We start from the raw sequence: 20,752 nt of genomic DNA on the forward strand, positions 1-20,752 counted from the left end.
CGCGGAGGGTCGGGGCATGGAAGGAAGCACCGAGCCCAAGGGATCTCCGGAGGCGGGTCGTTGAAAGTGATCGTCGATCTCTGCGTCGTGCCGATCGGTGTCGGCGTCAACCTGGCGCGCTATCTCGCGGCCTGTGAGCGGGTGCTGCTGGACGCCGGCCTCAAGATCCAGCTGCACCCCAACGGCACCGCGATCGAGGGCGAGTGGGCGCCCGTGTTCCGGGCGATCGAAGCCTGCCATAGGGCCGTGCACGCGATGGGTTGTCCGCGCGTCTGCACCACCGAGAAGGTCAACACCCGCACCGATCGGGACCAGACGCTGGAGGACAAGGCGGCCAGCGTTGCAGCACGGCTCCAGCAGATGCCGGAAGGGGGCGGTGGAGCAGGGCGCCGGGGTCTTGCAGCCATCGATGGATCCGCCAACCGCGGGTGTCATGCCGAGCCGCTGTTCCTCTCCGGCGGCGGCGGCATCAGACTGGTGGCGACGGTCTGCCGCCCGGAGACACCATGACCACCACCCTCGAGAAACCCGCCACACGGCAGTGCGCCTGCCCTGACTGCCACTGCACGGTGCAGCTGGATACCCCCTTCCGCAACGGTGCCCTGCTGTTCTGCAGCGAGGCCTGTGCCAAAGGCCATCCCAACCAGGAGCCCTGCCACGCCGGCTGCGGCTGCGAGTGCCACGGCTGATCCCTCCGACCAGCACCTGCCCACCTGGCCGCACCAGGCGAGGCCCACGACGCCGAACACCCCTCAGCCTGTCCCCGTCACAAGCGGCTCACTGCCGCCTGGCAGCGGCTCCCTTTCGACGCCAGCCACAGTTCCATGGAGCCTGCGGGGACGGAACGGGCGTATGTCCATGCGCTCAGGTCGATGGGCGTGATGCCCGGCTTTGTGTTGCCGGATCCGGCCAGAAGGGCAGCCACCGGTGCTGAGGCCGGTTTGAGGGTCTCGATCTGGGCGATCAGCTTCCTGGCCAGGTCGATGTCGCCCCTGTGGAAGAACCGAACGGAGTTGTAGGGACCGCAGCTGCTGGCTGATGGCTCCACGACACGCACGCCGGAGACGATGTACCAACGCTTGTCCGACAGCTGGAGCAGGAGGGGTTCCAGTCGGGCGGCGATGGAGGGATCATCCAGGTGGACGGTGACGACGGCCAGGCTGGGTTCGGTGTACGGACTCCTGGCATGGTCCGCTTCGAGCCTGACGGCATTGAGCTGGTTGACCACCCTGGCCTGGGCCAGGGAAGCCGCCACCAGCCGGGGATCGGGAACCGGGTCCAGGGCCAGCTGGGAGACGCTGACGGACGGCTCGCCGTTGCTGTCCTTGCCTTCCACCTGCTTGCGCAGCGCTTCAATCGCCAGGGTGCCGGCTTCCCCGCAATGGGCCTCAATGGCGGAGACCGGAGTCAGATTCCTGCCGCCGAGCTTCAGGTTCAGTTGGAAGACCTGCTGCTGGTAATACGCATGGCAATCCTCGCCGGAACTCTGGACCAGGCGGTTCAGCACCCTCGCGGCCTGGTCGACGCCATGGTTGAACTGGGTCTGGGTGGCGGACGCCAGGCGGGAATTGCTGTTCTGGGCATGGATCGATTCTTCTCCGGATGAGCCTTCAATCAGCAGAATCGAAATTCTCGCCAGGAGTAATTTATCCCTCGGTGCCTTGTCCTTCCCCGGCTCCGTGTTGAGCATGTGCTCGATGGCCAGCAGGGAGATGTCTCGGCCGAGTTGTTTTGAGGTGAGTTTATCGGTGAGGTCGCCAACCAGCCCCGCCGTTCGTGATTGTTGCGAGAGCTTATTGACTTCGTTGGAGGTGATGCTGGCGATGATCAGGCCAATGGTGCCAGCGATGGCGGCGATGCCAGAAACGATATTGTTGAAGGTTCTGCCGCGTTCGGTATCCGGCATTCGTGTTCTCAGCGACGCCTATCCCAGGCGCAGTCTCAGTGCCATGGCAAGGCACCCATGACGTGTCCCACATTTCTTATTGGTGTTCACGGCGGCTGTCCCGGCTTCTTACCCCTGTCACGATGGTTTCCGCCACCACTGGATTGGGGATGGGGCCATCGCTCGAGCATCGCCAGCCGATCCGCTCGGTACGGCTGAGCCAGCGGGGCGGGGTGCTCCATGCGGAGGAACGGCGGGCCTGGCACCGCCACTGGCGGGAGCCCTATCGCTTCATGCTGGCCATTCCCTGGCCGGGCTTTCTGCTCAGCATCGCCGCCAGCTATCTGCTGCTCAATCTCGCTTTCATGCTGCTCTATGGGCTGGATCTCGAGGGCATCGGCGGGGCCCCCGATGGGCAGCGCCTCACCCTGCTGGATGCCTTCTTCTTCAGCGTCCAGACCCTGGGCTCGATCGGGTATGGCGTGCTCCATCCCAGCAGCCTCTGGGTGAATCTGGTGGTCACGGTGGAGGCCTTCTTCGGGCTGCTGTTCCTTGCCGTCACCACCGGCCTGGCCTTCGCCCGCTTCTCCCGCAGCCGGGCCCGCCTGCGCTTCAGCCGCGTGGCCACGATCGAACCCTGGCAGGGACACCCCACCCTCACCTTCCGGGTGGCCAACGTGCGCCAGAACAGCCTGGTGGATGGGCGGATCCAGGCCTCCCTGGCCATGAACGAGCAGAGCGAAGGCCGCAGGATGCGACGTCTGGTCCCCCTGCCGTTGGTGCGTGATCAGTCGATCAGCTTCCAGCTCATGTGGACCGTGATGCACCGCGTCGACCGGCACAGCCCCCTCTTCGGCCTCAGCAGGGAGGACCTGGAGCGGCGCCAGGCCGAAATTCTCGTGGCCTTCCAGGGGCTCGACGAGATCCTGCTGGCACCGGTGCATTTTCGCTGCAGCTACGGGGCGGCCGATCTGAGGCTGGGGGAACAGTTCCGCGACATGGTCCAGATCGACGGCCCGGACAGCGTGTTCCTCGACTTCAGCTGTTTCGATGCGACCGATCCCCAGGTTCCGCCGCCGCTCCCACCAGTTCCCGGCCATGGGGAAGCAGAAAGTCGATCTCCGGGCCCACGGGCACCACACCGGTGGGGTTGATCATGGTGTGGCTCTGGTAGTAGTGGCGCTTGATGTGCGCCATGTTCACGGTTTCCGCCACCCCCGGCACCTGGTAGAGGTCGCGGGTGTAGGCGAACAGGTGGGGGTAATCCACCAGGCGCTTCAGGTTGCACTTGAAGTGCCCCACGTAGACCGGATCGAAACGCAGCAGGGTGGTGAACAGGCGCCAGTCGGCCTCGGTGATCGCCGATCCCAGCAGGTAGCGGCTGGTCGCCAGGTGCCCGTCCAGCCAGTCGAGCGTGCCGAACAGGGGACCCAGCGCCTCCTCGTAGGCCTCCTGGGTGGTGGCGAAACCACAGCGATACACCCCGTTGTTCACCGTGCCGTAGACCCGCTCATTGAGGCGGTCGATCTGGTCACGCAATCCCGCCGGGTAGAGGTCGCCTTCCCGGGCCCCCAGATGATCGAAGGCGCCGTTGAACATCCGGATGATCTCGGCGGATTCATTGTTCACGATCGTGCGCCGTTGCCTGTCCCACAGCACCGGTACGGTGACGCGCCCGGAATAGTGGGGATCGGCCACCGTGTACAGCTGGTGCAGGGCTTCGGCGCCTTCGTTCGGATCCGGCACCACCCCCTCCCCCGCCTGGAAGGTCCAGCCCCGCTCGCCCATGAACCAGTGCACGACGGAGAGCGGGATCAGCTCTTCCAGCCCCTTGAGGGCGCGCACGATCAGGGTGCGGTGCGCCCAGGGGCAGGCCAGTGACACGTAGAGGTGGTAGCGGCCGGCCTCGGCGGCAAAGCCGGCCTCCCCGCTCGGACCGGCCGATCCGTCCGGGGTGATCCAGTTGCGGAACGCCGCCCGCGAGCGCTCGAAGCGCCCGGCGCTGCTGGCGGTGTCGTACCACTGGTCTTGCCAGACCCCGTCCACGAGCAGGCCCATCGCGGTTGCCATGACGCCCGCTGACCCTACCGGGCCTGGGGCGCCACCTGATCGCCCGGCGGAGCCCGGCCACTGCAGCACGGATCCGGTCCCATCGTGGAGGCCACAGCAGCGCTGATCCCCTGAAGCCATGGCCGGCTTGAACCGACACGGTCCCCTTCGCTGGGTCGCTCTCGTCCTCTGCGGCAGCCTGCTGGCCGTGGCCCTGGGGGGTCTGCCGGCGAGCCTGCCGCTCCTGTCGCCGGCCGCGAAAGCCCAGGAGTCGCCGGCGACGGCTCCGGTACCGGCCGAGGAACTGCGGGGGGTGTGGCTCACCGCCAACGACATGCCGGTGCTGCGGGACCGCGGCCGCATGCAGGCCGCCGTGAACCAGCTGGCGGAGCTGGGCTTCAACCGGCTCTATCCGGTGGTCTGGAATGGCGGCTTCGCCTACTTCCCCAGCCGGGTGAGCGAGGCGCGCCTGCTGCAGGACTTCACCTTCCGCGGTCTGCAGGGGCAGGACATCCTGGCCGAGCTGATCAGCGCCGGCCGCCACCGCGGGCTCAAGGTCATCCCCTGGTTCGAATTCGGCTTCATGGCGCCACCGGAGTCGCCGCTGGCCCAACGGCACCGCAGCTGGCTCACCCAGACGCGCGACGGTGGGCTCACTTCCAGCAGTGCCGCCGGCCGGGTGGTGTGGCTCAATCCCTTCCGGCCGGAGGTGCAGCAGCTGATCACCGACCTTGTTCTGGAGGTGGTCAACGACTGGGGCGCCGATGGCATCCAGTTCGACGACCACATGAGCCTGCCGCGGGAGTTCGGCTACGACCCCTTCACCACGGCGCTCTACCGCAAGCAGACCGGCAAGGATCCACCGGCCAACCCCGAGGACCCGGCCTGGGTGCAATGGCGTGCCGACCGCATCACCGCCTTCCTGGAGCGCCTCGCCCAGGCGGTGCGGGCCGCCCGCCCCGGCGCCCTGATCTCGATCTCCCCCAACTACTACGACTTCGCCTACAAGCTGCAGCTGCAGGACTGGCGCGAGTGGGTGCGGCGCGGCATCGCCGATGAGCTGCTGGTGCAGATCTACCGGCCCGACCTGCAGAGTTATCAACCCCACCTCAGCCGGCCGGAGGTGCAGGAGGCCCGCCAGCGCATCCCCACCGCCATCGCCGTGATGAGCGGCCAGCGTAACCGCCCCACCCCGCTGGCCTTGCTGGCTCAGAAGGTGGCCGCCAACCGGTCCCGGGGCCTGGGGGTGGCGTTCTTCTACTTCGAGAGCCTGTGGAGCCTGGGCCCCGAGCCGCCCCAGGAGCGGATCGCCGGGCTGGCGCAGATGTTGGGCCCCCGTCGGCAAGAGCTGGGCACCCCCGCGACCCGTGGAGCTTCATCGCCGCCCCTGCCGCCGCCGCCTCTTTAGCGAAAGCCTCTGGCTGACGTTGACACCACCCTGGGTCCCACTACCAAGGAAAGGTGCTCCAGTTCTCTCTCCATGCCCAAGCAGGAAGCCGACCTGCCCCTGGCTGTCCCGACCCACCAGCGTCTCCTCGAGCTGTCCCCATCGAAGGACACGGAGGCGGTGGAGCTGCGGCAGAACCTCTCCGCCCTGGTGGCCCTCGATCGGGTGCTGTGGCTGGGAGGTGATGAGGGCCGAAGCCTGTACCGGTTGCAGCGCCTCGGCGATCACCACTACGGCGATCTCAGCGAAGTGAAGCTCAGGGACTTCGGCCTTGCGGCTGGCAAGGACGACGGCGAATCGGACCTCGAGGGCCTGGCGCGCGATGGCGATCGGCTGTGGCTGGTGGGCTCCCATTCCCTGCGCCGCCGCCGGCACGACGCCAAGGCAGGACCCCTCAAGCTGCATGACCGGCAAAGCCGCAACGCCCAGGTGCTCGGCTGTCTGCGGCTGGATGGGCAGGGCCGGCCGGTGGCGGGGCAGCGGCTGGCGTTCGATGCCGCCGAGGGCCGCGATGCCCTCACCGATGCCCTGGCGACGGACCGGCGGATTGCCCCGTTTCTGGCGATCCCCAGCAAGGACAACGGCCTCGACATCGAAGGCATCGCCGCCCGTGGCGAGCGGGTGCTGGTGGGGTTGCGCGGGCCCGTCCTGCGGGGCATCGCCCTGGTGGTCGACCTGCGTCTGGGTGGCCTCGATGGCGACGGCCCCACCCTTGCCCTGGAGGCCCACCGCTGCCGCTACCTCTCCCTCAGCGGCCTGGCGGTGCGGGATCTGGCCGTGGTCCCCGGCAGCGATGACGTGCTGGTGCTGGCCGGGCCGACGATGGACCTGGCGGGCCCCTGCTACCTGCACCGCTGGCGCCACGCCCTTGGCCCGGAGGATGCACCCCGGAAGGAGGGCGTCACCCTGGAGTGCACGGAGCCGCTGCTGTGGGTCCGGGATGGCCGCCCCGGCCGCCCCGGGGAGGGCAGCGACAAGCCGGAGGGCCTGGATGTGCAGCGCCATGGCGGCCAGCTGCTGGCCTGGGTGGCCTACGACGACCCCAGGGCCGCCAGGATTGAAGGGCAGGGAGCCAGAACCCGCCTGGATGGCTTTGTGCTGCCGGACTGACGTCAGCCCAGCTCCACCCCGTCGAACAGATGGCGGCCGGGGGCCTCCGGCGAGGGGTCGAACCAGTACTGCTCCACCAGCGTCAGGAAGGCCTGCCGCGGCAGACGGCCGGGGGGAAGGCCAAGGGCGTCGAGCATCCGGTCGAGGTTGGCGGCGATGCCGGCGGTGGTGTGGCCGTAGGCGGCGGCGAAGGCGGCCAGGTCGTCGAGCTCGAGCTGGCCATCGCCGTCCAGGTCGAGCACATCGAAGAAGCCGCCGGCGGAGCGGGCCATGAACTCCCGGGCGGCCTGGGGATCGGCACCGAAGGCGGTGAACACCCGGCCATGGGAGGCGACGAACTCCTCCTGGTCCACCATGCCGTCGTGGTTCTGGTCGCGGCGCCCGTTCTCGTGCCGGTAGGTGTCGAGCAGCAGCCGCAGCAGGTTGGGGAAGCGGCTGGGCCGGCCCTGCCAGCGCCGCGCGATCCGCACCGCCACCGGTTCGAAGTCACCCTCCAGCGTGTGGCGACCGTCGCCGTCGCGGTCGTAGAAGCGGAACAGCCGGCGATAGCGCCCCGTCAGTTCGGCCGGCAGGGAGACGTTCACCATCCACCGGGCCGCAATCGATCCCGATGGTACCGGGGCTGCCGCTTCCCGCCCCGGCACCACCCTTGTCGCCAACCTTCACAAGCTGTTACAATTCACGAAACAAACTGAAACACTCATGTCCGACTCCTCCGCCCGCTTCGGCTTCGTCGCCTTCGCCGAAACCTGGAACGGCCGCCTCGCCATGCTCGGCTTCGTGATCGGCCTCGGAACCGAACTGCTCACCGGCCAGGGGATCCTCACCCAGATCGGCCTCGGCTGAACGACCGACGGCCCAGCTCTCCATCCCATCCCCCCTGCTCGACCACCCATGACCAACACCCCCGCCAACGACGCCTTCCTTCAGGGCGACAGTGAGCGTTCCATCCACATGGAGCAGCTCAAGCGCGTCGAACTCTTCAACGGCCGTGCTGCCATGCTCGGCCTGGTGATCGGCGTGCTCACCGAAGCCATCACCGGCTCCGGCATCGCCCATCAGATCGGCCTCGGCGCCCTGACCGACGGCTACGCCGCCTGCCGCACCCAGTTCCTCCCCTTCTGCTTCTGATCGGTTCCCCCTGATGCCGCTGCCTCTCTGTCCCTTCACGGCGGCCCGGATCGCCGGCCTGCAGGCCACGGTGCTGCTGCTGCTCACCCTGCTGATCAAGGCCCGGGTGCAGATCAAGGCGGCCTCCGCCCTCGGCCTGGCCTTGCTGGCCCTTCAGACCCTGGTGTTCCTGGCGGCGACGGGTGCCCTCGGCCTGCTGGCCATCGGCGGCGCGGCCCTCGCCCTGACCCGTCCCCGGACGACCGCCACCTGACATCGCACCCGCCATGACCACCGTGCTCCAACCGCCGTTGGGGGAAGACGGGCTCAGGGCCCTGTTCACCAAGCCCTACGGCGCCCCGGGGCCGACACCGGAGCAGTGGCGGGCCGTGTACGACGAATCGGTCCACTTCACCGACCCCACCCAGGAGCGGCAGGGCCTCGAGGCCTACATCGTGGCCCAGGAGGGATTGCTGCAACGCTGCGATGACGTCTACCTGGAGCCGGTTGCCGTGGCCCTGAGCGGTGACGTCGCCTTCGTGGAGTGGACGATGGGCCTGAAAATCAAGGGCATCGAATTCATCTATCCCGGCACCAGCCGCCTTCGACTCGGCGCCGACGGCCGGATCGTCGACCATCGCGACTATTTCGACTTCGTCGGCCCCACCTTCACCCCGGTGCCGCTGGTGGGTGGTTTCGTGCGCTGGCTCTACGGCCGCTTCGTGGCCTGAGGGTTCGATCAGCGGGGTCTGCGCATGACGTAGCCCGTGCAGACAGCCCGATGCAGGGTGGTCACGCCGAAGTGGAATCCTTCCTCGGCCGCGATGGCCACCACCTGGTAGGCGTCCAACCCGCCCAGCCGGGCCCTCAGCGCCCCGGAGGCTGCCGCGTGGGCCAGAAAGCTTTCCAGCTGCTCCTGTTCCGCCGCTTCGTTGCTGTCCATGGTCCGGCGCGCTCAGCGGCCGAAGCCTGCCAGGGGTCGCCGGCCCGATTCCGCTGGTCGGTGGGGCGGGGAAGTGCGGGCCGTCCGACGCCCGGTGAGGCGGGCCAGCCGGGCCAGGGGGCCGCTGGCGCGACGCAGGGCCTCCCGCTGCCGCTCGCGGTAGGGGCGATCCACCGCTTCCATCGCCTCCTCGTCCTCATGGTCGTGGACGCCGTAGAGGAGGCCGGTGATCCGCTCGGCGTCCATGGCCTCCGCAGCGGCTTCCTGCCAGAGCCGCTCGCTCCGGGACCGGTCCCCCCGCCGGAACTGGGCGTCGGCCAGTTGGCGGGTGAGAGCGAACACCAGCTGCCGCTCCTTGAAGGCGGAGAAGCTGCCTTCGAACTGATGGGGAAAGCAACCGCTGGCCATGGGGTGAGTCCTGCCGCTGGAGATTCGGATCCAACTGTATCTGCTGCTACAGAATTTGGCGCCACCTCCCGGGCAGTGCACTGGGCTGGGCGGCCCGAGCCCTTCTTCGCAGGTGAATGGGAACGGACTCCCCTCGCCCGGTGGAAGGTGGCTGAGCAACTGAACCGAATCCTTGCCGCCCATGTCCATCCCCATGATCGATCTGCCCTTTCTGGCGGAGCTGCTGGTGGCTCTGTTTGTGGTCGCCACCCTGGATGGCCCGCGCCCTGTGGAGCCCGCGCAGGATCCGCCGGCCAAGGAGCCGGAGGCGCCAGCAAGGATCCCCGGTGGCTGGTCAGAGGAGACCGATCTCCACGCCCAGCGCCTCCTGCGGCTGGAGAAACTCCGTGACACCCTGCCCTCCCAGCCGTGACCGGCGAGGCGGATCCGGTTCCTAAAGTCCTTCAACGACTGGCCATGCACCAGGGAGTGGGCGCGATGCTCGAAGCTGTCGACCAGAAAGCTCTGTTTGATTACTGGCACGACCGTGTCCGGCTGAAGAACCTGCCGCGCATCGGCGCCCAGGACCACGTGCCGACCCAGGTGCTGCGGCATGAGTGCACCAACTACGACGAGCTCAGGCGCCTCAAGGCCGTTCAGGAGCTGGACGAACTGGAGCGCTGCCGCGTCATCGCCATCATCAAGTACGAGTGCACCGCCAAGGTGCTGCAGCGACGCACGGGACTGCTGAGGGACTACGCCCGGCAGTGTGAAGCCAACAGCCTGACCCAGCAGAAGGAACGCTCGCGCCTTGGCGCCCTGCTGCAGAAGCTCAAGCAGGCGTTGCGGGGCCAGCAGATCAAGATCGATCGCCTCGAAGCCCGCCTCCAGGCCCTGGAGGCGGAAAATGCTGCGCTTCGCTGCGAGCAGCAGCAGTCGAAGGCCGAGCTGCAACTGCAGAAGGAGCTGGTGGCCCTGCAGCGAGCCCTCGATGCCGAGGTGGAACGTCGCCGGCAACTCGCCAGGAACAACCAGAGCCTCGGCGGCCGTGTTGCCCACACCGATCGTTACCGGCGCCAGCGCGACGAACTTCAGGAGGCCCTCCGGGCCGAACGGCAGACCACCCGGCAGCTGCGCGGGGAGCTGGAACGGCTCCGGGCCGGGGAGCAGCTGGGCCTCGGCCTGGCCGAGTAGGGCCATGGCCAGACCCCCATCCCCTCGCTCCGCGACTGCCCGAACCAAGCCGCCCACCATCACCGAGCTGAAACGCGAGGCCCTGGCCCTGGCCGGGGTCTCCAGTACCCGGGAGCTCAAGCGCACCAACCAGGACCTGCGCCATCTCGATTTCCGCCTCAAGGCGAGCTGGGGTACCGCCCTGCAGGTGCTCCAGCAGGCGGCGGTCGCCTACCCCGACTGGGACACCCATCCACCCGAGGAGTTCAGGGAGCTGTTCGCGGCCATCGATCAGGCCAGCGAGGCCTACGGCCAGTCGATCGAGGAGGGTCTGAGGCTCAGCGCCCAGCTCCAGAGGGCGGCCGATGATCTGGAGTCCCTCTCCGGCGAGCTGCTTCAGGAGGCCGACGAGCTCAGCACGGTCCAGGCCGCGTCCCGCCGTCAGGCGCGCCAGCGTCGGCTCAACTGAGGGCGTCGCGTCGTGTTGCGGTTCCGGTCCAGACGGCTGAGAAAGACATAACTGGCGAAGCCGATCACGACCATGGCGAGCATGAAGGCCGGATAGGAGACACGCCAGTTATCCGGGCCAGTGATCATCGTCCACTCGGACATGCCGCCGATGCCCGCCAGCAGGGTCAGCGGCATGAAGATCGTCGTGATCAGCGTCAGGCGCCGAACCGTGGCGTTGGTGTCGTTGGCGGCCCTGGCCATCTGATTGTTGAGCATCGACAGGTACATCTCCATCAGGCTGGTGACGATGTCCCGGTACGACTCGGTGACTTCATAGAAGCGCACCAGATGGTCGTAGATATCGCGAAAGTGGTAGATCGCCTTCAGGGAAATCAAAGGGAAATCCCCCCGGCAGATCTTGCTGAGGATCTCCCGTTCGTGAAACAGGCTCTTGCGCAGCCGCAGCAGGTAGCGCCTGAATCGGATCAGTTCGGCGGGTTTGAAGCTGGCCGGATCCGCCATCAGGGCTTCTTCCACTCCATTCAGCTCATCCTCGAGGGCCTCGATGGCCACGAACTTCTGATCGACGACCTGATCGAGGATCAGGTGCATGAGGTGGGACGGGCCCTGGCGGGCCTCCTCGATCCCCCTCTCGACCATCCTCTCCACCCCATCGAGGTAGGAGCGGTGACTGGAATCCAGATGGCTGATGCTGACCAGAAATCGCTGGCCGAGGAAGAGGTTGATCTCCCCCACCTCCAGGACGCCACGGTCGTACAGGAACGTATTGAAGAGAATGAAGGTGTTGTTGGGGAAATCGTCGATCTTGGGAATCTGATGATCATCGAAGCAATCCTCGATCGACAGCGCGTGCAGGCCCAGCAGACCGACGAGCTGGTCCAGATCGTCCCGGCTGGCTTCGCGGTAATGCAGCCAGGCATATCCGTCCGCTTCGCTGGCGCTCAGAGCCTCCTCGGCTGACGCCACACGCATCGCCGGGCCGGTGCGGCCGATCCGATAGCAGCTGGGGTCGGCCATTGGCCCCATGGTGTCACGGGAGCGGGTTCGCGTTTGTCAGGCTGATGGGCCCATCCCATCCCTTTGGCCGGATGCCCCATCACCTGGATCGCCCAACCAAGACCTGCCCGGTCTGCGGACGACCGTTCCAGTGGCGCAGGAAGTGGAAGGATGTCTGGGACGAGGTGCGCTACTGCTCCGAGCGCTGCCGCCGCAACCGTCATCGCGCCCTCCCGGATCCTTCCGCTCCCGCTTCGGTCCAGAAGCGCGCCGCCAGCGCCCCATGACCCGACCCAGGCTCCATGCCACGGCGATGCGGCCGTGAGCCACCGCCGCAACCCCCCGATGCCCAGCCCAAGTCTCCTCGGCGGTCCTGCTCAGGGTCAGGAGAGGATCAGGTTGGCGGCCGAGAACTGGACCGGTCCCATCAGCATCACCTCGAAGTCGCTGCTGCCGTTGCCGTCGAGATCCCCCTGCAGCAGGGCGTGGTTCTGCCGGCGGTTCTGCTCCAGCCGCAGCTGGCCCGCCTCCCCGTAGAACGCCCTGGAGCCGATCCAGGTGAAGGACTGGAGGCCAGCCCGGCGGCTGTCAGCGTCCACCCTCGAAAGATCAATCCTGTCGTCCGCGGCGAAGTCGGTGATCACATCGCGCTGCCCCGGGCTGCTCAGACTGCTGTCGGCCCGGACATAGACGAAGGTGTCGCGTCCGCCGCCGACCAGACCTCTCCACTGGGCCAGTCCTCCGGGAACACCGAAGAAGGCCAGGTCGCGGAAGTTGTTGGGGGCGGACCAGTTCGGGGCCAGGGGGGCGCCAGCCAGCCAGTCGGCTCCGTAGCCACCCGAGATGATGTCGTGGCCGCCAGTGCCGACGATGCCGTCAGGGCCGCTGGTGCCGATGCTGGACGGGGCCAGGGCGCCGATGGTGAGGCTGACATCGGCGATCGCGGCGACCGTGAAGGTGCCGTAGTAGTCGTCCTTGGATGCCGTATAGAAGCCGACGAAGTTCGGGTTGCCGGCCGTCGGTGATGTTCCGGCGGTGTCGGGGAGTCGGCCGGCCGCCTTCTCCCGTGCCGCCTGGGAGCGGAGGATGGACGTGTAGGCATTCGATTCAAAGGAATAGTTCGGATTCGGTTTGTCCGCACTGGGGTCGGCATCGGTGTAGCCGTAGTTCCATACATTCCAGTTGTGGGCGAAGAGCTGTTCCCCCCGGGGCTGGGGCACCAGCGCCCCCTGCCCGCCGTTCATGGCGCCCCAGGAGGTGTTGGTGGAGAAGTCGAAACCGAAGGCGGGATAGGTCCGCTGGGGATTGAGGCTGCTGGCGCCGGCGGAGCGCGGGTAGCCAAAGGGGGAGGGCCCGTAGGGCACCTCCTCGAGGAACTGGATCCAGCCGGCGGGTGCATTCGGCGGCCAGTAGGCCGGTTGTCCGTTCTGCACGGCATTGGCCATGATCACCTGCTGCTGCCACAGCCGCATCGGGCCGACGAATCGACGGTTCGGGGCATCCCAAAGATTCGAGGCCGTCCCCACACCCTTCCCCGAGGCGGCACTGGTGGTGAATCCGCCCGGTGGCAGGGCGGCGAAATCCATGGCGATCGCGGCCGCGTTCAGGAAGCCGAAATTGTGGAGGTTTCCGCTGCTGTCGGTGATGTTGGTCTGGATCGGATAGGCCCAGTCATCGATATACGACATATCAGCGGAAAAGCCGCTGCCATCGATCGTGTATTCGTAGAAGGAGAAGGGGGCTGTGGTGTTCCAGCCGATCGGTTCCTGGCCAGGGTTGGCGAACAGTGTGGCGGAGCTCGAGACGTAGATCCTCATCTGAGGAGCCGCCAGAATCGGAACCTTGTTCAGACCCGGGGAGAGGCTGTTGCTCTGGCCGGGCTGGAGCGGCTCAACGCTGAACCCTGGCCCGACGACGTAGTAGTAGAGGCTGCCTCCCGACTGGTTGTTGATGCTCAGGGAGGCGGTGGCCATGGTCCAGCTCGTTACCCGGCTCCAACGTAGGTGTCACCGGACGGACGTCAGCCAGCGGGCGCTGCGCCGCAGGCCTTCGTCGCAGTCGCCCCGCATCAGCAGGCCCGCCCCGCCCCAGACCAGCCGCGGGGCCAGATCCAGCGGGCCGCCGCCCAGCTCCCGCAGCGGCGTGAAGCCGAGCCGCCGGAAGTAGCGCACCAGCCGCCGGTGCTGGCGCTCCCCATCGCGGATCGCGAGCAGGCGCGCCGAGCGGCAGGGCGTCTCCTCGAGGGACCAGGCGAAGGTGGTGGCCCAGATCAGCGGCCCCACGGCTTCGCTGCGCTCCCCCTGCACCCGCATCGTGTCGAGCCGCAGGCCATCGGCCAGGGGCAGGCACCAGCCCTTGAGCTCCCCCAGCAGCAGGGGCGGCTGCTCCGGCCGGGGGCGCGCCACCGCCACCCGCAGCCCCCGCACCCCCGCCAGCCCCTGCACCTGCAGCCGCAGCAGCAGGCCGCGCTCCCGGGCCTGCCGCTCCAGAGCCTCCAGGTTCAGCATGGTGCGCCGCCCGGCGGCGGGGGCGGATAGGCCTCGGCGGCCAGCACCGCCTCCAGCGGCAGCGGTCCGTGGATGTGGGGGAAGCCTTCGCCGCTCTCCGGGGCCGGCTCCCAGCGCAGGGGGGCGCTCAGGCGCCCGGGGTCGATGGTCAGCAGCAGCACCTCCCCCGCATCGGCGTAGAAACGCCCGTAGGTGGCCTCCACCTGGTCGGCCCCGCTGGCATGGATGAAGCCCACCTCCTGCAGCGACTGGCCGCGGGTCGAGCGCTCGTACACCCCGCGGGCTTTGGCGTCCCGCCAGTCGTCGGCCAGGGCCAGGTGATAGATCCACTGCCCGGAGCGCCAGGGCCGCCGGGGCCCCCAGGCCCCGGCCATCACCGCCGCCAGCTCGGGTCCCTCAAGGAAGCGCTGCAGCCAGCGTTGCAGCGGAGGCAGATCGCCCAGCCGGTCGAACCCCTCGGGATCGGCGAGCCGGAACTGGCGTACGAAGGGCAGCAGGGCCAGATCGGCCAGGGAGGGCCGCCCCCCCACCAGCCAGCCGCCGGCCTCCAGGGCGGCGCTCCAGCGGCGCAGGATCGCCAGCGCGTCGCGGCGGTGCTGCTCCCGGTCGTCGCCGGGGTGGCGCTCGGGGTACTTGAAGCGGTCGAGATGGTGCTTGAAGGCCCCATCGTTCTGCTCGATCAGGGCGGCGATCCGGGCCCGCTCCTGCCCAGCGGTCTCGCTGCTCCCCTGGCGTCGCAGGTCGCCGGGGTCGTGGCGCTCCAGGGCCCAGGCGATCACGGACAGGCTGTCCGGCAGCACCCGGCCGGCCCCCTGGGGATCAGTGCCGACGTCCGGCGGCAGCACCAGGGCCGGCACGGTGGCGGCGGCGGAGGCCTCCAGCAGTTCGGGGGGCTTGCGCCCCAGGTGCACCTCCCTCAGCTCCAGATCCCCCCCCGGCGTCAGCCCCGCCGCCGCCAGGGCCAGCCGGGCCCGGATCGCGTAGGGGCAGCGGCGGAAGCTGTACAGGATGGGCAGGCGCGGCGCCATCCGCTCAGCCGCCCACGGCGGGCATCACCCGGCCGATGTGGGACTCACCGGAAGCCTCGGCGCGCCGCATCTGGCGCTGGCGTTCGGCGAACCGCTCCCGGTCGGCGTCGGAGAAGCGATCGATGCAGTGGCGGCAGCTCACCCCGGCCACATAGCTCGCCAGGCCCAGGTCGGCGGGGGCCAGGGGCAGGCCGCAGGCATGGCACGCGTGGTAAGTGCCCGGCTGCAGGCGGTGGTCGAGGGCCACCCGCTGGTCGAACACGTAGCACTCGCCGTGCCAGCGGCTCTCCGCTTCCGGCACCTGCTCCAGGTAGTTGAGGATCCCCCCCTGCAGCTGCAGCACGTTGTCGAAGCCCTGCTTCAGCAGGTGGGCGGTGGCCTTCTCGCAGCGGATGCCGCCGGTGCAGAACAGGGCCAGCCGCTGCGGCCGCCGCTGGGCCACCAGGGGCCGCAGGTGCCGCTCCACCCAGGCGGGGAAGTCGCTGAAATTCTCGGTGGCGGGGTCGATGGCCCCCGCGAAGCTGCCCAGGGCCACCTCGTAGTGGTTGCGGGTGTCGATGGTCAGGGTGTCGGGGTCGTCCAGCAGGGCATTCCAGTGCTCGGGGGGCACCGGGATTCCCGTGCCCAGGGCCGGCTGGGCCGAGGGCTCGGCCATCGTCACGATCTCCGCCTTGAGGCGTACCTTGAAGCGGTGGAACACCGCTCCGGTGGCCTCACTGCGCTTCACCTCCAGGTGCGCCAGGCGTGGGTCGGCCTCCAGCAGCGCCAGCAGGGCGGCCACGGCGGAGGCCGGCCCGCAGACGGTGCCGTTGATGCCCTCGCGGGCCAGCAGCACCGTGCCCTTGAGGCCGGCCGCGCTGCCCAGGGCCAGCAGCCGGGCCCGCCAGAGCGGCAGCTCCTCGCTGCCAAAGGGGACGAACCGGTAGAAGCTGGCGACCTGCACCCTCAGCGGCCGGCGATGGCGGTGGCGGCTGGGGTGGCTGCGGTGGGCTGCCCCTCCAGCTGCACCCGCACCCCGGCGGCCCGCAGCAGCTCCCGGTCGCTGCTCACCGCCGGATTGGAGGTGGTGAGCAGGGTGTCGCCGTAGAAGATCGAATCGGCCCCCGCCAGCAGGCAGAGGATCTGGGCCTCCCGTCCCAGCTGCTCCCGTCCCGCGCTGAGCCGCACCCGACTGTGGGGCATGAGGATGCGGGCGGTGGCGACCATGCGCACCAGCTCCAGGGGGTCGACCGGCGGCCGGTCCTCCAGCGGCGTGCCCTCCACGGCCACCAGGGCATTGATCGGCACGCTTTCGGGATGGGGATCCAGGCAGGCCAGCACCTGCAGCAGGGCGGCCCGGTCTTCCGGCGTCTCGCCCATGCCGATGATGCCGCCGCAGCAGAGGTCGATGCCGGCGCTCCTCACCCGCTGCAGGGTGTCGAGCCGCTCCTGGTAGGTGCGGGTGGAGATGACCCGGTCGTAGTGCTCGGGGCTGGTGTCCAGGTTGTGGTTGTAGGCGGTCAGTCCCGCCTCCGCCAGTCGGGCCGCCTGGCCGTCTGAGAGCATGCCGGCGGTGACGCAGGCCTCCAGCCCCAGCTCCCGCACCCCCCGCACCATGGCGAGCATGGCCTCGAAGGGGGCCCCATCCCGGATCTCCCGCCAGGCCCAGCCCATGCAGAAACGGTGGGCGCCGGCCGCCTTGGCCTGCCGGGCGCGCTCCAGCACCGGCTCCACCGCCAGCTCCGGGCGGCCGCCCACGTCGCTGGGGTGGTGCATCGACTGGGGGCAGTAGGCGCAGTCCTCCTCGCAGCCCCCGGTCTTGACACTCAGCAGCGAGGCCAGCTGCACGTGGTAGCCGGGGTTGGCGCTGCGGTGCACCGCCTGGGCCTGCCAGAGCAGATCCACCAGGGGCAGGTCGAGCAGGTCCTGGATCTCCTGGCGGGACCAGTCGTGGCGCACGCTCATGGGGTGGTCTCCACACCGTTCTGGACGCCACTCTGCACGCCACCGAAGCGGCGCTGGCGCCCCTGATAATCCAGCAGCGCCGCCAGCAGGGCCTCGGTGTCGAAGTCGGGCCAGAGCACCTCGGTGATGTGCAGCTCGGCGTAGGCCAGCTGCCAGAGCAGGAAGTTGCTGATGCGCTGCTCGCCGCTGGTGCGGATCAGCAGGTCGGGGTCGGCATCGCCGGCAGTGAACAGTTCGGAGGCGAACAGCTCCTCGTCGATGCTGGCCGGGTCGAGCTCGCCGCGGGCGGCCCGATCGGCCAGGCGGCGGGCCGCCCGCACCAGTTCGCTGCGGCCGCCGTAGTTGGTGCAGACGTTGAAGTGGATCCCGGTGTTGCCGGCCGTGCGCTCGGTGGCGTCGTTGATCAGGACCCTGAGGCCCTCCGGCAGGGGCTCCAGATCGCCGAGGAAGCGGATGCGCACCTGCTGGCGCTCGAGCGCCTCGAGCTCCCTGGCCAGCACCCGTTCGAACAGGGCCATCAGGAAGGCCACCTCCTCGCCCGGCCGGGTCCAGTTCTCGGTGGAGAAGGCGTAAGCGGTGAGGGCGCCGATCCCCCAGTCGCTGCAGTGGCGCAGGGTGCGTTTCAGCACCTCCACCCCGGCCCGGTGGCCCATGGCCCGGGGCAGCCCCCGATGACGGGCCCAGCGGCCGTTGCCGTCCATGATCACCGCCACGTGGCGGGGCAGCCGAGCCGGATCCAGCTGGGCGGGCAGCTGGTCGGGATCGGACGATGGAGTGGTCGCCAGGGCGCGACTCATCCGCGATGTTCCGGCGGGTCCGCGGCCACGCTACGCCCCGTGGGAGCGGAGGCCAGGGCGTCGGTGAGCAGGTCGTGAAGGCGGCTGCTGGTGATCGGCCGTTCCAGCCGGCCCTGGGAGGCGAGTGACAGGGTGCCCGTCTCCTCGGAGACGACGATGCAGAAACAGCCGTCGTGGCGCTCGGTCAGTCCCATGGCGGCCAGGTGGCGGGTGCCGTAGCGGTTCAGGCCCTGGCGGGACAGGGGCAGGATCACCCCGGCCGCCACGATGCGGTTCTTTTGGACCAGCACCGCCCCGTCGTGCAGAGGCGTGTCCACCGCGAAGAGGTTGAGCAGCAGGTCGACGGAAAGCTGGGCATCGATGCGGATGCCGGGGTTGAGGAAGTCCTCGGGGCGCAGATCACTGCCCAGGTCGAGCACGATCAGGGCGCCACAGCGCGCCTGGGACAGACGCCCGGCCGCCTCGGTGAGCAGGCTCACCGACCCCGACGCCAGCTGGTCCCGGCTGCGGTCGGCGAACAGCACCCCGAGGCGTCCGGTGCCCAGCAGTTCCATCAGGCGCCGCAGCTCCCCCTGCCACAGGATCGCCAGGGCGAGGCTGCAGGCCAGCACCAGTGCATCCACCAGGCTGCTGGTGAGGGGCAGGTTGGCGTAGCGCTGCACGAACCAGGCCAGCGCCACCAGGAACAGATAGCCGCGCAGCAGCCACAGGGTGCGCGCCTCGGTGACCCTGCCGAGCAGCACAAGCCCCAGCAGGGAAGCGAACAGGAGATCCAGCAGCAGGCGGAAATCGATGAGCCGCAGCCAGATCACAACACAAAGGAGGGGCAGGCCGGTTCAACGGGTAGCCGCCTGACGCGGTCAGGATACCGGCAGGAGCCGGTGGGGCAGGACGTCGTAGCGCAGTAGGTCTTCCGGCTGCTCACGCCGCTGCACCACCTCGGCCACGCCCTCGTGGACGAGCACCGCCGCCGGCCGGGGGATGCGGTTGTAGTTGGAGCCCATCGAGGCGTTGTAGGCGCCGGTGGCGAACACGGTGAGCACGTCGCCGGGGCTGGTGAGCGGCAGGCGCACGTCGTGGAGCAGCACGTCGCCGGACTCGCAGTGCTTGCCGGCCACGGTCACCGCCTCGGTGGCCTCCGCCAGCGGCCGGTCGGCCAGCACCGCGGTGTACAGCGACTGATAGGTGATCGGCCGCGGGTTGTCGCTCATGCCGCCATCCACCGACAGGTAGGTGCGCAGGCCGGGGATCTCCTTGCGGCTGCCCAGGGTGTAGAGCGTCAGCCCCGCCGTCGCCACCAGGGAGCGGCCGGGTTCGCACAGCAGCCGCGGCAGGGCCAGCTGGCGCTGGCCGCAGGCCTCGGCCACCGCCGTCGCCACCACCCGCACCCATTCCTGGATGCTCGGCGGGTCATCGGAGCCCACGTAGCGGATGCCGAGGCCGCCGCCGACGTTGAGGTCGCCGCAGGGGTGGCCGAGGGAACGGGCCAGGCCCAGGGCCTCGGCCATCACCCCGGCCAGGTCGCGGTGGGGTTCCAGCTCGAAGATCTGGGAGCCGATGTGGGCGTGCAGGCCATCCACCCGCGCCCAGGGGCAGGCGGCCAGGTGGCGCAGCACGGCCTCCAGCTGGTCGGGGTCGAAGCCGAACTTGCTGTCGAGGTGACCGGTGCGGATGTACTCGTGGGTGTGGCACTCGATGCCCGGGGTGAACCGCACCAGCACCCGCACCGGTGCGGGCCGCCCGGTCGCCAGGGTGGCGAGCAGGCTGATGTCGTTCCAGTTGTCGAGGATCACCGTCACGCCGCGGTCGACGGCGAGCTGGAGCTCCTCGGCGGATTTGTTGTTGCCGTGGAAGACGATCCGCTCCGCCGGCATGCCGCCCTGCAGCGCCGTGAGCAGCTCCCCGGCCGAGACCGCATCGAGGCCCAGGCCCTCGGCGGCCACCAGTGCCGTGATCGCCAGGGAACTGTTGGCCTTGGAGGCGTAGAGGGCCAGGGCCTCGCCGGGGTAGTGGGCGTCCAGCGCCTCCCGGTAGGCCCGGCAGGTGGCCCGCAGGGTGGCCTCGTCGAGCACGTAGAGCGGCGTGCCGTAGGTGCGCGCCAGGTCGCTCAGCAGGCATCCCCCCACCTCCAGGCGGCCCAGGGCATCGAGGCGGGCGGTGAGCGGGGCCAGGTTGCGGTTGGGGCTGAGCGGATCGGCTCCCTGCTCGAAGGGACCTCCGGAGGCGATCGGGGCCGCGGAAAGGGGAGCGACCGGATCGGTCGCCGGGGAGGCGCTGGTCACCATGGCGGCCTGTTCGGGGAAAGGGTCAGGATGTCCGATCGTAAGGATGTTCGTGTCCAACGGCCGTGCCGGCGCCACCTCCGCCACCGCTGCCCGCCCCGACCCTGTCTCCGCTGGTCCCGGCGGACGCCGCGGCCTGCCTGGCCCTCGACCGGGCCGCCCTCGGCGGCCTCTGGAGCCTGGAGCAGTGGCGCCGGGAGCTGGAGGAGGAGGGCCGGCCGGGCCTGGGGCTGCGCCGGGGGGCCGACCTGCTGGCCATGGCCAGTGGCTGGCTCGTGGTTGACGAGCTGCACATCACCCTGGTGGCGGTGGCCCCGGGCCAGCGCCGCCGGGGGCTGGGGCGCCGGGTGCTGCAGGCGCTGATGGCGGCCGCCCGCGAGCGCGGCGCCCGCCGCGCCACCCTGGAGGTGGCGGTTGGCAATGGACCGGGGATCGCCCTGTATGCAGCCCTGGGGTTCCGCACCGCCGGCATCCGTCATGGTTACTACCGCAACGGGGAGGACGCCCTGATCCAATGGGTCAAACTGACCCCGGGATCCTGACAACGTGATTGGGGTGTGGATAACCGTAGATTCCTATACCTATTTCTTGTCAATCCTGGTGCTTGGTTTGTGTTCTGATTC

Annotated in this window: 27 protein-coding genes and 1 pseudogene; 14 read left to right on the top strand and 14 right to left on the bottom strand. The window is 69.2% G+C overall.

Features of this window, described 5'->3' with window-relative positions; all coding sequences use genetic code 11:
• Window positions 1-60 precede the first annotated feature (60 nt).
• Together L107_RS16725 and L107_RS13790 are read left to right on the top strand one after the other, a co-directional pair.
• Window positions 61-357 (top strand): annotated as a pseudogene (locus tag L107_RS16725) (MTH1187 family thiamine-binding protein); the annotation flags it as partial.
• 149 nt (window positions 358-506) lie between these two features.
• Window positions 507-689, top strand: coding sequence for a metallothionein (locus L107_RS13790; RefSeq protein ID WP_159819777.1), 183 nt, complete (start codon window positions 507-509; stop codon window positions 687-689).
• A 77-nt stretch (window positions 690-766) separates the two neighbouring features.
• Here L107_RS13790 and L107_RS13795 read toward each other — a convergent pair whose 3' ends face one another.
• Entirely contained in the window at window positions 767-1,906 is a 1,140-nt protein-coding gene (locus tag L107_RS13795) for a hypothetical protein (RefSeq protein ID WP_159819779.1), read from the bottom strand.
• Window positions 1,907-2,055: 149 nt separating this feature from the next.
• On the opposite strand from L107_RS13795, the gene L107_RS13800 reads away from it, so the two are divergent.
• A complete protein-coding gene (locus L107_RS13800; RefSeq protein ID WP_159819781.1) occupies window positions 2,056-3,039 on the top strand; it encodes an ion channel in 984 nt (327 codons plus the stop codon).
• Here L107_RS13800 and L107_RS13805 read toward each other — a convergent pair.
• Complete coding sequence (locus L107_RS13805) at window positions 2,924-3,943, bottom strand: glutathione S-transferase family protein (RefSeq protein WP_159819848.1); 1,020 nt, start codon at window positions 3,941-3,943, stop codon at window positions 2,924-2,926. The two genes, L107_RS13800 and L107_RS13805, sit on opposite strands and share 116 nt — an antisense overlap.
• A gap of 130 nt (window positions 3,944-4,073) precedes the next feature.
• Between L107_RS13805 and L107_RS13810 the strand changes: the two genes are divergently transcribed.
• Both L107_RS13810 and L107_RS13815 read left to right on the top strand, forming a co-directional pair.
• Window positions 4,074-5,342, top strand: a complete 1,269-nt coding sequence (locus L107_RS13810; protein WP_159819783.1) for a glycoside hydrolase family 10 protein — start codon at window positions 4,074-4,076, stop codon at window positions 5,340-5,342.
• A 72-nt stretch (window positions 5,343-5,414) separates the two neighbouring features.
• Window positions 5,415-6,491, top strand: coding sequence for a DUF3616 domain-containing protein (locus L107_RS13815; protein WP_159819785.1), 1,077 nt, complete (start codon window positions 5,415-5,417; stop codon window positions 6,489-6,491).
• A gap of 2 nt (window positions 6,492-6,493) precedes the next feature.
• Here L107_RS13815 and L107_RS13820 read toward each other — a convergent pair whose 3' ends face one another.
• A complete protein-coding gene (locus L107_RS13820; RefSeq protein ID WP_159819787.1) occupies window positions 6,494-7,078 on the bottom strand; it encodes an EF-hand domain-containing protein in 585 nt (194 codons plus the stop codon).
• Between the two features lie 115 nt (window positions 7,079-7,193).
• Between L107_RS13820 and L107_RS13825 the strand changes: the two genes are divergently transcribed.
• Genes L107_RS13825 through L107_RS13840 form a run of 4 tightly spaced genes read left to right on the top strand, consistent with a single transcriptional unit; the run spans window position 7,194 to window position 8,332 of the window.
• Entirely contained in the window at window positions 7,194-7,337 is a 144-nt protein-coding gene (locus L107_RS13825) for a chlorophyll a/b-binding protein (RefSeq protein WP_159819789.1), read from the top strand.
• A 48-nt stretch (window positions 7,338-7,385) separates the two neighbouring features.
• The gene (locus L107_RS13830) at window positions 7,386-7,622 is read left to right on the top strand and encodes a chlorophyll a/b-binding protein (RefSeq protein WP_094585176.1); all 237 of its coding nucleotides are present in this window, start codon (window positions 7,386-7,388) and stop codon (window positions 7,620-7,622) included.
• 13 nt (window positions 7,623-7,635) lie between these two features.
• A complete protein-coding gene (locus tag L107_RS13835) occupies window positions 7,636-7,875 on the top strand; it encodes a hypothetical protein (RefSeq protein WP_159819791.1) in 240 nt (79 codons plus the stop codon).
• A gap of 13 nt (window positions 7,876-7,888) precedes the next feature.
• Window positions 7,889-8,332 (top strand): nuclear transport factor 2 family protein, encoded by a 444-nt coding sequence (locus L107_RS13840; protein ID WP_159819793.1) that lies wholly within the window; start codon window positions 7,889-7,891, stop codon window positions 8,330-8,332.
• 8 nt (window positions 8,333-8,340) lie between these two features.
• Here the strand turns inward: L107_RS13840 and L107_RS13845 are convergent, their stop codons facing one another.
• Window positions 8,341-8,544, bottom strand: a complete 204-nt coding sequence (locus L107_RS13845) for a Nif11-like leader peptide family natural product precursor (RefSeq protein ID WP_159819795.1) — start codon at window positions 8,542-8,544, stop codon at window positions 8,341-8,343.
• A 12-nt stretch (window positions 8,545-8,556) separates the two neighbouring features.
• The gene (locus L107_RS13850; RefSeq protein ID WP_159819797.1) at window positions 8,557-8,952 is read right to left on the bottom strand and encodes a hypothetical protein; all 396 of its coding nucleotides are present in this window, start codon (window positions 8,950-8,952) and stop codon (window positions 8,557-8,559) included.
• Window positions 8,953-9,145: 193 nt separating this feature from the next.
• Here L107_RS13850 and L107_RS13855 point away from each other — a divergent pair, with 193 nt between their 5' ends.
• The 3 genes from L107_RS13855 (at window position 9,146) to L107_RS13865 (ending at window position 10,573) form a co-directional block, all read left to right on the top strand.
• The gene (locus tag L107_RS13855; protein ID WP_236550707.1) at window positions 9,146-9,364 is read left to right on the top strand and encodes a hypothetical protein; all 219 of its coding nucleotides are present in this window, start codon (window positions 9,146-9,148) and stop codon (window positions 9,362-9,364) included.
• Between the two features lie 65 nt (window positions 9,365-9,429).
• Window positions 9,430-10,125, top strand: a complete 696-nt coding sequence (locus L107_RS13860) for a hypothetical protein (protein ID WP_159819801.1) — start codon at window positions 9,430-9,432, stop codon at window positions 10,123-10,125.
• Between the two features lie 4 nt (window positions 10,126-10,129).
• Complete coding sequence (locus L107_RS13865; RefSeq protein ID WP_159819803.1) at window positions 10,130-10,573, top strand: hypothetical protein; 444 nt, start codon at window positions 10,130-10,132, stop codon at window positions 10,571-10,573.
• On the opposite strand, the gene L107_RS13870 is transcribed toward L107_RS13865, so the two are convergent.
• The gene (locus L107_RS13870) at window positions 10,546-11,592 is read right to left on the bottom strand and encodes a magnesium transporter CorA family protein (protein ID WP_159819805.1); all 1,047 of its coding nucleotides are present in this window, start codon (window positions 11,590-11,592) and stop codon (window positions 10,546-10,548) included. The genes L107_RS13865 and L107_RS13870 overlap by 28 nt on opposite strands.
• A 71-nt stretch (window positions 11,593-11,663) precedes the next feature.
• On the opposite strand from L107_RS13870, the gene L107_RS13875 reads away from it, so the two are divergent.
• Entirely contained in the window at window positions 11,664-11,858 is a 195-nt protein-coding gene (locus L107_RS13875) for a DUF2256 domain-containing protein (RefSeq protein ID WP_159819807.1), read from the top strand.
• A 96-nt stretch (window positions 11,859-11,954) separates the two neighbouring features.
• On the opposite strand, the gene L107_RS13880 is transcribed toward L107_RS13875, so the two are convergent.
• From L107_RS13880 to lysA, 8 genes are read right to left on the bottom strand one after another with little or no spacing between them, the layout of a single operon-like run.
• Window positions 11,955-13,544 carry a M10 family metallopeptidase C-terminal domain-containing protein gene (locus L107_RS13880; RefSeq protein WP_159819809.1) on the bottom strand — a complete coding sequence of 530 codons (1,590 nt, stop codon included), beginning with the start codon at window positions 13,542-13,544 and terminating at the stop codon, window positions 11,955-11,957.
• A 33-nt stretch (window positions 13,545-13,577) separates the two neighbouring features.
• Window positions 13,578-14,078, bottom strand: coding sequence for a hypothetical protein (locus tag L107_RS13885; RefSeq protein WP_159819811.1), 501 nt, complete (start codon window positions 14,076-14,078; stop codon window positions 13,578-13,580).
• Window positions 14,072-15,106: a DUF952 domain-containing protein gene (locus L107_RS13890; protein ID WP_159819813.1), complete on the bottom strand. Its 1,035-nt coding sequence runs from the start codon at window positions 15,104-15,106 to the stop codon at window positions 14,072-14,074. Before L107_RS13890 ends, L107_RS13885 begins: the two co-directional genes overlap by 7 nt.
• A gap of 4 nt (window positions 15,107-15,110) precedes the next feature.
• Window positions 15,111-16,055 (bottom strand): rhodanese-related sulfurtransferase, encoded by a 945-nt coding sequence (locus tag L107_RS13895; RefSeq protein WP_370515497.1) that lies wholly within the window; start codon window positions 16,053-16,055, stop codon window positions 15,111-15,113.
• Window positions 16,052-17,050: a biotin synthase BioB gene (bioB, locus tag L107_RS13900; RefSeq protein WP_159819817.1), complete on the bottom strand. Its 999-nt coding sequence runs from the start codon at window positions 17,048-17,050 to the stop codon at window positions 16,052-16,054. The genes L107_RS13895 and bioB overlap by 4 nt, the downstream gene beginning before the upstream one ends.
• The gene (locus L107_RS13905; protein WP_159819819.1) at window positions 17,047-17,847 is read right to left on the bottom strand and encodes an isoprenyl transferase; all 801 of its coding nucleotides are present in this window, start codon (window positions 17,845-17,847) and stop codon (window positions 17,047-17,049) included. The genes bioB and L107_RS13905 overlap by 4 nt, the downstream gene beginning before the upstream one ends.
• On the bottom strand, window positions 17,844-18,659 hold the full coding sequence (gene cdaA / locus L107_RS13910) for a diadenylate cyclase CdaA (protein ID WP_159819821.1): 816 nt from the start codon (window positions 18,657-18,659) through the stop codon (window positions 17,844-17,846). The genes L107_RS13905 and cdaA overlap by 4 nt, the downstream gene beginning before the upstream one ends.
• Before the next feature lie 48 nt (window positions 18,660-18,707).
• Complete coding sequence (gene lysA / locus L107_RS13915; RefSeq protein WP_159819823.1) at window positions 18,708-20,132, bottom strand: diaminopimelate decarboxylase; 1,425 nt, start codon at window positions 20,130-20,132, stop codon at window positions 18,708-18,710.
• Window positions 20,133-20,194: 62 nt separating this feature from the next.
• On the opposite strand from lysA, the gene L107_RS13920 reads away from it, so the two are divergent.
• Window positions 20,195-20,671 carry a GNAT family N-acetyltransferase gene (locus L107_RS13920; protein ID WP_159819825.1) on the top strand — a complete coding sequence of 159 codons (477 nt, stop codon included), beginning with the start codon at window positions 20,195-20,197 and terminating at the stop codon, window positions 20,669-20,671.
• Window positions 20,672-20,752 lie beyond the last annotated feature (81 nt).

Origin of the sequence: Cyanobium sp. Copco_Reservoir_LC18 (genome assembly GCF_009834675.1) — a bacterium.
GTDB classification, from domain to species: Bacteria; Cyanobacteriota; Cyanobacteriia; order PCC-6307; family Cyanobiaceae; genus Cyanobium; species Cyanobium minutissimum.

Excerpts from the sequence above, each read along its gene's own strand:
- L107_RS13825 (WP_159819789.1), top strand. The coding sequence starts at position 7,194 with ATGTCCGACTCCTCCGCCCGCTTCGGCTTCGTCGCCTTCGCCGAAACC.
- L107_RS13805 (WP_159819848.1), bottom strand. The coding sequence starts at position 3,943 with ATGGGCCTGCTCGTGGACGGGGTCTGGCAAGACCAGTGGTACGACACC.
- L107_RS13880 (WP_159819809.1), bottom strand. The coding sequence starts at position 13,544 with ATGGCCACCGCCTCCCTGAGCATCAACAACCAGTCGGGAGGCAGCCTC.
- L107_RS13865 (WP_159819803.1), top strand. The coding sequence starts at position 10,130 with ATGGCCAGACCCCCATCCCCTCGCTCCGCGACTGCCCGAACCAAGCCG.
- L107_RS13810 (WP_159819783.1), top strand. The coding sequence starts at position 4,074 with ATGGCCGGCTTGAACCGACACGGTCCCCTTCGCTGGGTCGCTCTCGTC.
- L107_RS13795 (WP_159819779.1), bottom strand. The coding sequence starts at position 1,906 with ATGCCGGATACCGAACGCGGCAGAACCTTCAACAATATCGTTTCTGGC.
- L107_RS13815 (WP_159819785.1), top strand. The coding sequence starts at position 5,415 with ATGCCCAAGCAGGAAGCCGACCTGCCCCTGGCTGTCCCGACCCACCAG.
- L107_RS13820 (WP_159819787.1), bottom strand. The coding sequence starts at position 7,078 with ATGGTGAACGTCTCCCTGCCGGCCGAACTGACGGGGCGCTATCGCCGG.
- bioB (WP_159819817.1), bottom strand. The coding sequence starts at position 17,050 with ATGAGCGTGCGCCACGACTGGTCCCGCCAGGAGATCCAGGACCTGCTC.
- L107_RS13830 (WP_094585176.1), top strand. The coding sequence starts at position 7,386 with ATGACCAACACCCCCGCCAACGACGCCTTCCTTCAGGGCGACAGTGAG.
- L107_RS13845 (WP_159819795.1), bottom strand. The coding sequence starts at position 8,544 with ATGGACAGCAACGAAGCGGCGGAACAGGAGCAGCTGGAAAGCTTTCTG.
- L107_RS13850 (WP_159819797.1), bottom strand. The coding sequence starts at position 8,952 with ATGGCCAGCGGTTGCTTTCCCCATCAGTTCGAAGGCAGCTTCTCCGCC.
- L107_RS13870 (WP_159819805.1), bottom strand. The coding sequence starts at position 11,592 with ATGGCCGACCCCAGCTGCTATCGGATCGGCCGCACCGGCCCGGCGATG.
- L107_RS13835 (WP_159819791.1), top strand. The coding sequence starts at position 7,636 with ATGCCGCTGCCTCTCTGTCCCTTCACGGCGGCCCGGATCGCCGGCCTG.
- L107_RS13875 (WP_159819807.1), top strand. The coding sequence starts at position 11,664 with ATGCCCCATCACCTGGATCGCCCAACCAAGACCTGCCCGGTCTGCGGA.
- L107_RS13905 (WP_159819819.1), bottom strand. The coding sequence starts at position 17,847 with ATGAGTCGCGCCCTGGCGACCACTCCATCGTCCGATCCCGACCAGCTG.
- L107_RS13790 (WP_159819777.1), top strand. The coding sequence starts at position 507 with ATGACCACCACCCTCGAGAAACCCGCCACACGGCAGTGCGCCTGCCCT.
- L107_RS13800 (WP_159819781.1), top strand. The coding sequence starts at position 2,056 with ATGGGGCCATCGCTCGAGCATCGCCAGCCGATCCGCTCGGTACGGCTG.
- L107_RS13855 (WP_236550707.1), top strand. The coding sequence starts at position 9,146 with ATGATCGATCTGCCCTTTCTGGCGGAGCTGCTGGTGGCTCTGTTTGTG.
- L107_RS13890 (WP_159819813.1), bottom strand. The coding sequence starts at position 15,106 with ATGGCGCCGCGCCTGCCCATCCTGTACAGCTTCCGCCGCTGCCCCTAC.
- L107_RS13885 (WP_159819811.1), bottom strand. The coding sequence starts at position 14,078 with ATGCTGAACCTGGAGGCTCTGGAGCGGCAGGCCCGGGAGCGCGGCCTG.
- lysA (WP_159819823.1), bottom strand. The coding sequence starts at position 20,132 with ATGGTGACCAGCGCCTCCCCGGCGACCGATCCGGTCGCTCCCCTTTCC.
- L107_RS13860 (WP_159819801.1), top strand. The coding sequence starts at position 9,430 with ATGCTCGAAGCTGTCGACCAGAAAGCTCTGTTTGATTACTGGCACGAC.
- L107_RS13840 (WP_159819793.1), top strand. The coding sequence starts at position 7,889 with ATGACCACCGTGCTCCAACCGCCGTTGGGGGAAGACGGGCTCAGGGCC.